The following is a 12,367-nucleotide window of genomic DNA, read 5'->3' on the forward strand; positions in this document are numbered from 1 at the left end:
CCTCACCGGCTATGTTGCCTTCCGGACAACTCGGTGTCTACAGATACTATGGATAAGATAACACGGGCATTAATGAATTTAATTTATGAATGTAAGAAATACGGCCGGGTGGTTAACCGAGTCCGCCTCATGTACATTCATAAGCACTGGCTGCTCTTCAATAACAATTGAATTTGCCTGTCCCGGTATTATATCAGAATTGATAGTTTCCGGCTGGCTATGGGTGCCTGAAACAATAAAGCTGACAGTATGCGGATATATTTCTCACAGTTCAACCTGTGCTTTTGGCTTATTCGATGACTCCTGTCAATCTCATCAATGAGGTAAAACCATGTCCTTAATTAAGGTTTCTCTTTTGTGTGCTTCAATGCTGGCGGCAGGCTCTGTTATGGCTGCCCAAAAAATTCCTTCTACTGTTGCGGAGGGCATCAATGTTTCAGGCTCGCAAAAAGTAACGTTTAAAAATGGAGACATCACCATGGCGGGAAATTTATATCTTCCGCCTGATTATGACAGTGCCAGGAAATATCCGGCTATTGTAGTCTCGCATCCCTGGGGCGGCGTAAAAGAACAAACGTCCGGGCTTTACGCACAGCAGCTGGCAAAGCGTGGATTTATTACTCTGGCTTATGATGCGTCGCACTATGGTGAAAGCGGTGGGTTGCCGCGTGACCTGGAAAATCCGTCAGATCGGGTACAGGATATCCGCAGCGCTATAGGCTATCTTGCCAGCCTGCCACAGGTTGATGCCAGCCGCATTGGTACTCTCGGCGTTTGTGCTGGCGGAGGCTATACGCTGCACGAAGCGCAAAACGATTTACGCGTCAAGGCTGTTGCCGGTGTCGTCACCTACGACATTGGCGATGCAACCCGCAACGGTATTGACGGCCTGCCGGTTACGGCAAGCGCTCGAATGAAGTTAATGCAAAGTGTGGATGAACAACTGAATAAAGAGGCAAGCGGGGCTCCAGTACTGGTTCAGCAGTTGCTGCCTTCACGGGATACGGTAAATACCAGTACGCCTAATTTTGTTCAGGAGGCGACTGATTATTACCTGACTCCGAGAGGAGCGCATCCCAATGCCCGTAACCGTTATGTCGTCACCAGTCCAGGACTCCATATGGCCTACTATCCACTGGAGCATATGGATTCGATTTCCCCTCGTCCCGTGCTGCTAATTGCCGGTGAAAAAGCTGAAACACGAAAATTCAGCCAGCAGGCTTATGACAATGCGAAAGAACCGAAGGAGCTGGTTATTATTCCTGGTGCATCACATTTTGATTTATATGACAAGCCGCAGTTTGTTAACCCTGCCCTGAATAAGCTGGCAGAGTTCTTTAGCAAAAACCTTTAATCATATCCTCACGTAGGTGTATGTGAATAAGCAGCAGAAAGTCCGAAATTACGCTAAGGGACCTTCTGCGGGCAAAATATTAAGAGGAGAAAATTATGAATATTTCACTGAAAAATAAAGTCGCGCTGGTCACCGGTGCCGCGTCCGGTATTGGATTTGCAACTGCTCGTGCTTATGCAGAAGCGGGGGCAGCCGTCGTGTTAGCGGATATTAATTCTGAACTGGTAGATAAGGCCGCAAACGATCTGATTTCCCGTGGCTTCGAAGCTAAATCATTTACCTGTAATGCGGCAAATCTTGATGAAGTTGAAGCGATGGTTCAATTCACTGTTTCTACTTACGGTCGTCTGGATATCGCATTTAATAATGCCGGTGTACAGAATAAACTTGTCGAAATCGCGGACGCTACCGTGGAGGACTTCGACCGCGTTAATGCCGTGAACCTCCGGGGCGTCTGGGGATGTATGAAGTATGAACTTCAGCAGATGCGCAAGCAGGAAAGTGGTGTCATCGTAAACTGTTCTTCTATTGGCGGAATTGTGGGCGGTGCAGAACGTGCGAACTACCACGCCGCGAAGCACGGTGTGCTGGGCCTGACCAAGAGTGCAGCTCTTGAATATGCAGGCCGGAACATCCGGGTGAATGCAGTTTGTCCGGGACTTATCTGGACGCCAATGGTCGATGCTATGGTCGCATCAGGCCAGAAAGAAGCCCTGGAAGGCATGGTGAAAGCCGTTCCGTTGCAGCGCCATGGTAATCCGGAAGAAATTGCCGATGCCGTGCTCTGGTTATCCAGTGATGCATCGTCCTACGTTACAGGCCAGTCAATTTCGGTTGATGGCGGCCTGACCATGCGCTAAGCATAGTTGCCCTAATTATTACCCCCTGTTTGTTTTCCCTCATTGAAACACTGCCCTGTTTAACAGGGCTTTTTTAACTTTTCTGTTAAACCGCCTGTACGGTCATCTATCACCTTTCAAGCCCTTATCTTCAACGGGATGACTGATGTAGCCATGCTACCAGACGCAACAAACCTTCGCTTTCATAACCCTCCTGCAATAATCGGTCTTCTCTACAGATCCTAACCCGAATCCTTGCCCACTTTTCTCATACCGAGTGTTATTTCTACACGAGCGTTGGGAAGACATTCCTGAACTGACGAAGAGTAAGCTCTCAGATAACATACATAGAAGGCGCATTTCTTCTTAGTTCATGAAGTCCTTTTGATATGAACTCATCCTATTCATAAAAAGATATTCTAAAACAATGAGATATACGCTAGATGCATTATGAACTAAGCTTTCGTAAAACATAAGTTAAATACGGTGGGTTTATTCTTTAGTTCATGAGTTCCTCTCTTTCAGGAACTTACCGATGAATCAGTCGGTTGCCTAAATGTTGGCCTGGGGATCTTTAATGTAACCACGCTTGCAGCCAGCGTTTATGGGGTGTTTGGTATGACTGGTAAAGCTGATGCCTGGCGTCTTTTCCGTTATCTTCCCGGAGACTATTACCGCAAGGTGGAAACCATGTCTCCGGGCAAACTGACGATGAAGGTTATGGGATGGGGGGTCAGCGCGAAGGTGGTACTGGAACTCCTTACCCGTGATGACCGGAGTCGCTGAACTGTGTTCTCATCAGCTTCCATGATTTATAGCCAAGTCTGACCGGCATCACCAGAAGCAGAACAATTAGCAAAAAGACGACGGCAATCATACAGGAGATAACATGGCTTGCGCTGCCAAAGATCGCGGTAACCAAGGTGATGATGGCCATCCCGCCGGTGATCCAGGCTACCGACAGAAAATAACCGGCCAGATCCTACAGAACCTTTTCCTGCGATTCCCCCGTCGCCTGGTGACGTTTGATTCGCTCGATATCCTTACTGGTGAATCCTGCCGCTATAAGTTCCTGGTTTTTCACTGTCATTCACGTCTCCTTTAACCTGATAAAAAGAATACACTATTTAAAAGATCGGTTCCTTGCTGCTTTATCAGCCAGACGGGCTGAACATTCATTCCATAAAATCCCGCCGCTACTGAGGAAGCCTGAGAAACAGTGTCCGTTCCTGAGTCTGCGATGCTTTAAAACCATGGTGGACATAAAACGCTTTGGCGTCCTCAGTGAGTGCATGAACCATGATCGCCCGCACCCCAATATTCTCTGCTACCCGATAACAGCGTAAAACCGCATCCTGGAGTAAATCGGCTCCCAACCCATTTCCGCGTATTGAGACATCGACAGCCAGACGGGCAAGAATAATCACGGGAATGGGATCCGGCATGTTACGCCGCAAATTACCTGTCGCTTCCGTATGGTTAACGCTGCCGGTAGCCAGAGAGTAAAATCCCGCGACCTGCTTTGTGCCCGTTTTACAAACGACAAACGTTCGGGCTGCGCCAAGCGCCTGGTTTTTCAGACCTCTTTGTTTTAACCATTCGTCAAGCACGGCCTCTCCACTGACGAACTCCGCCAGTTGATGGACGCTGGATAAGGGCTCTGGGGCGGTTACACGTCCCACTGAGGTTTCCTTGCCAGCAGTTTTTCTATGGCAGGATCGTCGGCGACCGGGGCATCGAGCATATCAATGAACTCTGCATACTGTTCATCGTTAAAATTGAATACACGTCGATCGAGGATCACATTTTCGGCTGCCTGACAGGCCATCTCCAGAATGAAGTCAGTACGTGATTTATGGAGGATCTCTGCGGCGGCATCGATAAGCGCCCGCTGGGATTCTTTGGCTCTAAGATTGAGTTGAACATCTGATTTCATGGGTATACCTCTTGTATAGCAATTGCTTTACAAGCATAGCATAAGCGGCGCGTATAGCAATCGCTATACAGGTCCCTTAATCATGTCTGACCTCTTCACTCTGCATATCGCAAGAATTTGCTCTCTCAGCCAGCGGTGCGCGGGATCGCGTTCCATTCTTGGGTGCCACATCTGTGATACCGTAATTTGACGGCTTTTGAACGGTAGCTCGAAAACCTGTACCTGGTCCGTTACCTGCTGATTGAGTAAATAAAGCGCGGGTATCATGGCGATAAGATCCGATGCCACCGCCACGGACAGCGCCGTCGGAAATCCCGGTACGACGCTCGCGATTTTACGTTTTGTTCCGAGTTCGACCAGCGCATCGTCAACGGATCCGTGCAGTGCACCCTCGGGTGACGCTACCACATGGCCCCAGGCGACATAATCCTTCACCCCTATTTCTGCCTGCTTAGCCAGCGGATGCCCCTTACGCACGACGCCCACAAACCGATCCTCAAACAGTCGTTGCAGCCGTATTTCAGGCCCCATATTACTCTGGACGCCAATCTCCAGATCAACCAGCCCTTCCCGAAGATAGCGCGACGTTTTTTCCGGCTTAGGCGCAAAGCGTATACAGACGTCCGGCGCGGCGACGGCCACAGCCGCTATAAGCGCAGGCCCAAACGCCACCACAAAACCATCGTTTGCCCTGATGGTAAAAAGTCGCGCCAGACTTCGCGCGCTGAACGTTTCAGTTGAGGGCTGTAATACCGCCCTGGCCTCGTGCACTGCACGCCTGGCACGGTCCCGGGTCGCTTCGGCCCACGGGGTCAGTACCATGTTACGTCCGGCGCGCACCAGAATCGGATCGCCAGTGACGTCGCGTAACCTGCTTAATGTCCGGCTCATTGCCGAGGTGCTGAGGTTCAGACGACGTGCCGCGCCTGCCACGCTCGCTTCGCTCAGCAATATGTCGAGTGCTATCAGTAAATTAAAATCGGGTTCTGACATCTCCTTCCTCCCTGCATATTCAGATAAGGCGTTTCATGCAACGATAAAGTGTAAATGGTGCGCCTTCCGCCCTGCAAAAGCCATCTTTATAGTTTTGTCATCCACACACTCTTCTCTAAGGACAACAAGATGATGCTTTTTTCCAGCCAACCCGGGGACGATGGACTGCCTGGCCCGACGCGCGCACGGGTGATGGCCGCGATAATGACCACCACGTTAATGGGCGTGTTTGATGGCACCATGATCAACATTGCCCTGCCCTCCATGGCTCAGGAGATGCAGGTGCCAGCCAGTTATGCCGTCTGGTTCGCCAACGGGTATCTGCTGGCGGCTGCAATGACGCTGGCGATATTCGCGGCGCTTGCGGCCCGCCTGGGTTATCGCCCCGTATTTCTGGCAGGCCTGACGACCTTTACCCTGACATCGCTGGGTTGCGCGCTGGCGAAAACGCCCGAAGTGCTTATCGGTATGCGCGTGCTTCAGGGGATCGGCGGCGCAGCGACGCTGAGTATTGCTCCCGCGATACTGCGGTCCGTATTTCCCGGACGATTGCTTGGCCGCATTCTGGGTTTGCACGCCCTGCTCATCGCCTCCAGCTCCGCTATCGGCCCGGTATTGGGCGGTACGATCCTTCACACCCTGAGCTGGCAATGGCTTTTTGCGATAAACGTTCTTCCCGGCACCCTCGCCTTGCTGCTGGCGGTCAAAGCGCTGCCGCGGGATGCGGTTCGAAAGCAAGCGCCCTTTGACACCCTGGGCGCCATATTGTCGGCGCTGCTGTTGGGTTCGACGATCGTGGCGGCGAACAGCCTCCATGATGCTACTTATCACACAGGTAGTCTTTGCTGGACGGTTCTCGCTGCGCTGAGCGGCATGGCTTTTATCTGGCAGATCCGCCGCACGGATAACCCCTTACTGCCGCCAGCCATATTCAAAAATGAACGTTTTACCCTTGCGGCCTTAACGTCGATGATTGCTTTTGTCAGCCAGGGTATCACCTTTATTGCGCTGCCCTTCCTGTTTCAGAGCGAATACGGCTACAGTCCGGTGATTTCTGCCCTGCTATTTACGCCGTGGCCGTTAGGGATCGTGCTGATTGCGCCGCATGCAGGCCGGTGGGCGGACACGATTTCAGCCCCGGTGATTTCAACCCTGGGGCTGATGATTTTTGTCGTCGGTTTGATTCTGCTGGCAACATTACCCGCCAGCCCTTCGATGTGGGATATCTGCCTGCGAAGCCTGGTTTGCGGGATGGGATTTGGCTGCTTTCAGAGTCCCAATAACCGGGAAATGCTTTCAAACGTTAGTCGTGACTATGCGAGCTATGCATCCGGTGTGTTATCCATTATGCGCACGTTCGGGCAGTGTCTGGGGGCCGCCGCTGTGGGCGTACTGCTGGCGACAAATGAGAGAGCTATTCATGCTGCACTGTGGATCGCTGCGGCGGCTTCTGCGGTAGCGGTCATCGTCAGCGCGAGCCGGCTGCGTAAAATCACTCATCCTGCGGAAACAGGTTGAGCGAGCAAAAGCTCCCGGGTCGCATCTTCAAAATTAGGGCGCGGCCCGTACACCACTTTTACATGCTGTAATTCATTAATGATTTCATTACTGATGTCGTGACCATAATCCACTGTAGAGGCGCTATCTTTATTGAAAACGACCGAATAGTGATGATCTATTCTGTATTTTTCAACGGTATCAGAAATGACTCGCTGGCTTATATGCCGCAGGCGACCCTGCTCTGCCCGCAGTTGCGTGTTTTTACTCATATCATCGATCGCTTTCATTTCACGGCGCAAGGGTTCTGGCAGAGCGTAATATTTTTTCTCAACTTCAAGCGCGGATTTTTTAGCTAATGCGAGAAGTATTTCGTTCTGCTTTTTTTCCTGTGCCAGTAACGGTGATTCACGCAGGATCCGCTTGTAAGAAATACATGCAACCCCTTTTTGTCCGGCGTGAGGCTTAAGGTGACCGTTAAAAGAATATAATCCTACAAGGCACACAAAAATTAACAGAATGACTGAAAAGCGTGGCTCAGACCGTTTAGTAATCATTGTCAGTTCCACCGAATAAATAGGGTCGCAGAGGAAATGTACACGACAAAAACACATAACGGTAGCGCAGAGGTGTACAAAAATAAACCGCAGCGCTACCCCCTGTCATGATCAAAGGTATCAATTATATTTAAGGGTGATTGTCCCGGTGGCATTTGCTTGCCCTGGCGTGACAACGTCACTGGTTTTGTAATACCACGCTTTGAAACGTAAGGTTTCAGACTCTCCGGCCCCGCCTGCATTTGCCGGATCGCTATAGGTTGTTGCGGAGCCGATATCAGAAATCGCGGTACCATCGGCAGCCAGCCCACTGCCTTGTGATGCGGCTTTTACACGACTGGAATTAAAAGCTTGCACCTCCTGACCAATGGCCCAGTAGGTAAAACTGCGTAGCGCCGGTTGATAGGCTGATATCACGACCCCCACACCGGTCGCCGTTGTACCCGATTCAGACTGGTCTAAGGCAATCACTGAGCCATTATCATTGTCGCCCTCGGCAAGCGGCCCGTTGATGGTCATGGTCACGTTGGTGCCTGGCTGACAGCTCAGACCAACATCCTGTTCGGGTCCTTCCACCATCTTAAGATTATCAAACGCAGAGGTATCCACATCGCCCATATTAAACAGCAGGGAAGAAACGGATGCTGAGCATCCCATCGCATAGACTTCTATCTGCGTATTTGATAAATAGACTTCTGACGCATTATCACCGTTATCCGAACTGCTTTGCCCTTCACGAAATTCCACCGTCGCCAGTTTGCCGCTCTCAAGGGCCAGATTACCGCCCGGGATTGTACCCCCCGTCGCAATCAACTGCACACGATAGGCCGAGCCCGCCAGCGTATGGCTGCTCTCGCCATCGCCGGACTGCCATGAGTTATCAACCGCACGTTCATAATCATACGGACCGGCCTGGTTAAGCGTGTAGGTCTTAATGCCGATACCCGGTATCGTGGTCGGGTAGATATTATCTCCCACCGGCGACGCCGACGCTAAATGAGTCGGGTTATAATGAAATCCTACGTAATAATCCCTGCTACAGTTTTTAATCGTGACATCCCCATCCGTCCCGCTGATATATCCAGAATCGTATAACACTTCGCCAAAGGTATAATTTTTCGCACTGACCAACAGTTTCGAGGGTAATGGGATCGTCGTAACGGTAACATCATCGCCGTTATCCCGGTTACAGGCTGCATGACTTAATAGTGGGACTGTCCCCAGCAATAACACCAGATAATATAAATATTTTGACATGAAATTAGTCTGCTCACTTAAGCTCAGTTATAAACAACATTCAATGTAATCGCACTGCTGAATGCACCCGGTGTTGGGGTCCCATGTGGGGTATACATTCGGGCAGTAAAAGTCATCGCGCCGGTTTGGTTTTCGAGCGCAACCGGGTAGCTCACGCCGTTGGCCAGCGCGACACCGCTGATGGGATGTTCGTGGTCACGGATAAACAACTGAAGGCCGACATCGGTCGCGCCGCCTGCATCTGCCGCCACCTGATTGGCGTAAATGACAGAAGCATAAGCCGGATCTTCAGCGTAAGGTGCGCCTGTAAAGGTAACCGTTGCCTGGCTTAACCCTGCGGTGCAGCTGTCAAACGCGATGGTCACTGGCACATTTCCTGTGTTCCCCCCCGCTACGGCAAAGTCTTTCCAGTAATATTTCCCGAGGTCGACTGCCTCCGGTTTGGTGACGTTACATGAGCCATCAATAATGTTTCCGGTGACATGGAACTCAATATCATTGCGATCGGTGTACGCCATTGCCGGCGACACGCTCAGCATGAATACCATTCCCGGGCCGATGAGCGATTTAAGACCGGAACGGAGAATAATGAAGCGTGACATTAATTTGCTCCCGATACGGGATGGCAAACCCCGTTGATGAATAAAATATCGGCCTCTGTTTTTGCGCCGGCAAGTGTGTAATCAACGGCGCACTGCTTGTTCGCCGCCTCCCCCCACTTAACAATTAACCGCCCTTTCCCGGCGAGCCCGACGAGATACACTTCCCCGCCGTCGCCAACAATACTGCTGCGCGTGTCATCCGACTCGCCGCTGGTTTGTGTTACTACTGCGCCAAACGGCACCGGTTTACCGTTGTAGGTCAGCGTCATCATCGCCTTTTGTCCAATCCAGGTGTTGTACTTCACGCGTACTACCGCCCCTTTGGTCGGCACCACGGTTTTGGCGATGTTATCAATGGCCGCAGAAGTATCGCTGGCATCCACTGTGTTGAGTGAGATCGAGTTGCTGTGATACGGACGAACGTACGGCACAATGGCGTTACCGAAATAATCGGTATGAACGTTCGTCTGCCCGTTGATCGGCATACCGGAAACACCCGGTGTTTCAACCAGCGCTACGCTATCGTTCAGCTGACGCGCCAGGGTGATACCGTCGCGATGCAGCACCATGCCCCCGCGCAGGCTGTAATTCACTCGTCGGCTGTAATCGTCGTAGCTATAGCCTGCGGACATATCGGCATAAGTACTTTGATAACCCACAGTGACATTGCCGTTAGTAGCTTCAGAATCGGCGTTATAGCCTTCTGAAACCTGCCAGTTCAGCTGGTTTTCCTGCATCGCGGTACCGGAAATTCCGATGTTGTGCGTGGTATCGCCGTTTTTACTACTGTTCATCGAATAGTTAGCCGAAACAGACCGGGCCGCTTCACTGTGGCTGAAGGCGCTGAACGGTACGCTCAGGTTAAGCGAGAAGACGTTATCGTCGTCGTAGTTATCGGAATCGTTATTGTGACCGCCATTGACGTTTTTAGAGTGGGCATAGTTCAGCGAGTACGACACCGGTCCAAGCGTGCTGCTGAAGCCCAGGTTCATGGAGTCCGCATGTTCACTGTTCCAGTAAGAGGCGTCGTACATGCTCAGTGACAGGGTGCCGAAAGGCAACGTCTGTGAGATTGTCACATCAAAACGGTTTCGCTCCCGGCCATTATCAATAGTGCTATTGCCCGGATCCCAGTCATTGAGGAAGTCCTGAAACGAAAGATAACCCCGGGTTGAAAATTTATAACCGGCGACGGCAATATCGGTGTTGGTCTGCTGAAGCGTCTTACTGTAGCGCACGCGATACGACTGGCCGCTATGGTGTTCCTGTTGTCGCATGTTGTCCGGCTGCGGGATATCCGCCCACGACTGGGAAATATCAAATGAGAGCGCTCCGGCGCTGCCCATATTAAAACCGGTTCCGGCAATCAGGTTGGAATAATTGTCTTCCGCCTGAATATAGCCGCCGTAAAGCGTGATCCCTTTTCCGACGCCCCAGGCCGCTGATCCCTGAATAAAGTTAAAATCCTCTGCACGTGAACCCGACCCGTCCTGACGGGTTTTGCCCGCCACCAGGCCATACTGCACCTGACCTTCACGTTGCAATACCGGCAGCGTGGCGTAAGGCACAATAAAGCTACTTTGCGTACCGTCGGACTCTTTGATCACCACCTGCAGATCGCCGGAGCTGCCGGTCGGATACATATCGCTGAATTCAAACGGTCCCGGCGGCACGGTAGCCTTATAAATGCTGTGACCGTTCTGGTATACCGTCACTTCGGCATTGCTGCGGGCTATACCGCGTATTACCGGGGCGAAGCCTTGCATGCTGTCCGGCTTCATATCGTTATCCGAGTACATCTGCACCCCGGTGAAACCGACGCTATCAAAAATGCCGCCGCGCGTGGTTCCTTGTCCCAGCACCAGCTGGCTTTTAAGAGATTTAATATCCCGTGAGGCGTAGGTATACACGGAATCCCAGTCATTTTCGGATTCGGAATGGGTATAGGTGGAATAGTTGCGAAAGCGCCAGGCGCCTACGTTCAGCCCCGGTTGCAGGCTAAGAAACTGATTACTGCTGTCGGAGCCGTTGCGCTGATGCAGATCCTGTTGACCCGAGACGCTGTAATTAAGTAAACCCGCCGTGATCCCTTCATCCCAGCGCTCCGGTGAAACATAACCCCTTGCGGTGTTAAATAAAGCAACCTGCGGCAGGATCAGGTCGAAACGCTGCTGCGCCAGATCGATTTTTTCGTCCGCGCCGGGGATGGCATACAGATCCACACATTCGCTGGCTTTTTCCTGTTCGCCAAAATAGTTATCGACACGAACGTTCCAGGCTTTCAGCTGAGTGACGTTTAAGCATGCCCCTGTGCGGTCTGACGTAGGGGCACTTTTCAACCGTCGAAAAGAGAGGGTTTTACTGTCTACCAGATTGCCGTTGATAAAAATGTCGACGTTATAGTCCCCGGGCGGCACCTCATCTTTGGCAAACAGACTGAGATCCATTGCTGGCACTTCTGCGCTGTCTGTTTCCAAAAGATGAGGGTTGAAATGTTCCTGCGCACGTGCGCTGAAAGAACTAAAGACAACACTGAGCCCGAGCCCTAAAGAAAGGACGTAGGTTTGTTTCACTTTTTCCATTGTAACCCTGTATCCGTGCGGGAGACTTACGGTGTCGATTAATATGAGGTGACTTTGTCCGGGCCTTTCACGCCATAATCATTAATAAGCGACCAGGTTACTTTGCCGTGAGGTGACATAACACCTTCAGAAATACTCAACGTGGAGAATGGCGCGACAAAATACTGCCCGCTTAACGCCTGGTGATTAATTTCAATTCGTGAGAAGTTCATATAAAAAGGTGTCGGGTTATTGACCTGTAAACCCTTCGCGGTCAGGTTCCACTTAAGCTTTTCCGCACTGGATTCTGGCGTCTGCCCCTGAAATGCTGCCGGACGGTAGATCAGCTTAATCTTTGAGTTGATGGCAATTTGCATCGTATTTTTACCTTCACTACCGTCGGTAGCGGGGATCCCTTTCACGTTCAGCCATAACAGCGATTCACGATCTTCCGGAACAGGTAAACCTGAACGCACAATACGAATTGACGCTTTTTTCCCTGCTTCCAGACGGAATAGCGGTGGCGTAATAATCATATTTTCTTTTTTTAACGGGCTGCCTTTAGCCGGGCTAATCCACGACTGTACCAGGTTAGTAACCTTGTCAGAGTTTTCAACGGACAAAGAGGCGGCCTGGCGGGAGCCGTCAAAAATAACCCGCGTACTCCCGGTAACAATACTGGCGGACGCGTTCAGGCTGGCGGCGCTGGCCACGCAAAAAATAACAGCGGCGATGGGTTTCATAATGCACTCACAAACTAAAAAGGAGGGT

At 51.2% G+C, this 12,367-nt stretch carries 12 protein-coding genes; 4 read left to right on the forward strand and 8 right to left on the reverse strand.

The features are described from left to right. The first annotated feature begins 331 nt into the window (after window positions 1–331). The 3 genes from ACQG03_RS11085 (at window position 332) to ACQG03_RS11095 (ending at window position 2,979) form a co-directional block, all read left to right on the forward strand. Window positions 332–1,354 (forward strand): alpha/beta hydrolase, encoded by a 1,023-nt coding sequence (locus tag ACQG03_RS11085; protein WP_426726124.1) that lies wholly within the window; start codon window positions 332–334, stop codon window positions 1,352–1,354. Window positions 1,355–1,449: 95 nt separating this feature from the next. Continuing rightward, window positions 1,450–2,214, forward strand: coding sequence for an SDR family NAD(P)-dependent oxidoreductase (locus tag ACQG03_RS11090; RefSeq protein WP_023300126.1), 765 nt, complete (start codon window positions 1,450–1,452; stop codon window positions 2,212–2,214). Window positions 2,215–2,763: 549 nt separating this feature from the next. Further along, window positions 2,764–2,979 carry a DUF4225 domain-containing protein gene (locus ACQG03_RS11095; protein WP_257393874.1) on the forward strand — a complete coding sequence of 72 codons (216 nt, stop codon included), beginning with the start codon at window positions 2,764–2,766 and terminating at the stop codon, window positions 2,977–2,979. Between the two features lie 410 nt (window positions 2,980–3,389). Here the strand turns inward: ACQG03_RS11095 and ACQG03_RS11100 are convergent, their stop codons facing one another. The 3 genes from ACQG03_RS11100 to ACQG03_RS11110 form a co-directional block, all read right to left on the reverse strand. Further along, window positions 3,390–3,875: a GNAT family N-acetyltransferase gene (locus ACQG03_RS11100; RefSeq protein WP_063163046.1), complete on the reverse strand. Its 486-nt coding sequence runs from the start codon at window positions 3,873–3,875 to the stop codon at window positions 3,390–3,392. Beyond that, window positions 3,863–4,129, reverse strand: coding sequence for a DUF1778 domain-containing protein (locus tag ACQG03_RS11105; protein WP_003857131.1), 267 nt, complete (start codon window positions 4,127–4,129; stop codon window positions 3,863–3,865). The genes ACQG03_RS11100 and ACQG03_RS11105 overlap by 13 nt, the downstream gene beginning before the upstream one ends. A gap of 63 nt (window positions 4,130–4,192) precedes the next feature. Further along, window positions 4,193–5,122, reverse strand: coding sequence for a LysR family transcriptional regulator (locus ACQG03_RS11110; RefSeq protein WP_063163045.1), 930 nt, complete (start codon window positions 5,120–5,122; stop codon window positions 4,193–4,195). Window positions 5,123–5,251: 129 nt separating this feature from the next. On the opposite strand from ACQG03_RS11110, the gene ACQG03_RS11115 reads away from it, so the two are divergent. Further along, a complete protein-coding gene (locus tag ACQG03_RS11115; protein ID WP_063147318.1) occupies window positions 5,252–6,640 on the forward strand; it encodes an MFS transporter in 1,389 nt (462 codons plus the stop codon). Here the strand turns inward: ACQG03_RS11115 and ACQG03_RS11120 are convergent. The 5 genes from ACQG03_RS11120 to ACQG03_RS11140 form a co-directional block, all read right to left on the reverse strand. Then, entirely contained in the window at window positions 6,619–7,176 is a 558-nt protein-coding gene (locus tag ACQG03_RS11120; RefSeq protein WP_045622668.1) for an OmpH family outer membrane protein, read from the reverse strand. The genes ACQG03_RS11115 and ACQG03_RS11120 overlap by 22 nt on opposite strands. Before the next feature lie 120 nt (window positions 7,177–7,296). After that, a complete protein-coding gene (locus ACQG03_RS11125) occupies window positions 7,297–8,433 on the reverse strand; it encodes a type 1 fimbrial protein (RefSeq protein ID WP_063163044.1) in 1,137 nt (378 codons plus the stop codon). 23 nt (window positions 8,434–8,456) lie between these two features. Next, window positions 8,457–9,035 carry a fimbrial protein gene (locus tag ACQG03_RS11130; RefSeq protein WP_022648146.1) on the reverse strand — a complete coding sequence of 193 codons (579 nt, stop codon included), beginning with the start codon at window positions 9,033–9,035 and terminating at the stop codon, window positions 8,457–8,459. After that, window positions 9,035–11,617, reverse strand: coding sequence for a fimbria/pilus outer membrane usher protein (locus ACQG03_RS11135; protein WP_063163043.1), 2,583 nt, complete (start codon window positions 11,615–11,617; stop codon window positions 9,035–9,037). The genes ACQG03_RS11130 and ACQG03_RS11135 overlap by 1 nt, the downstream gene beginning before the upstream one ends. A 38-nt stretch (window positions 11,618–11,655) precedes the next feature. After that, window positions 11,656–12,339, reverse strand: coding sequence for a fimbria/pilus periplasmic chaperone (locus ACQG03_RS11140; protein ID WP_063163042.1), 684 nt, complete (start codon window positions 12,337–12,339; stop codon window positions 11,656–11,658). Between the last annotated feature and the right edge of the window lie 28 nt (window positions 12,340–12,367).

The sequence above is a fragment of the Enterobacter cloacae complex sp. 342H5 genome, assembly GCF_050030905.1.
In the GTDB taxonomy this organism is placed as follows: domain Bacteria; phylum Pseudomonadota; class Gammaproteobacteria; order Enterobacterales; family Enterobacteriaceae; genus Enterobacter; species Enterobacter intestinihominis.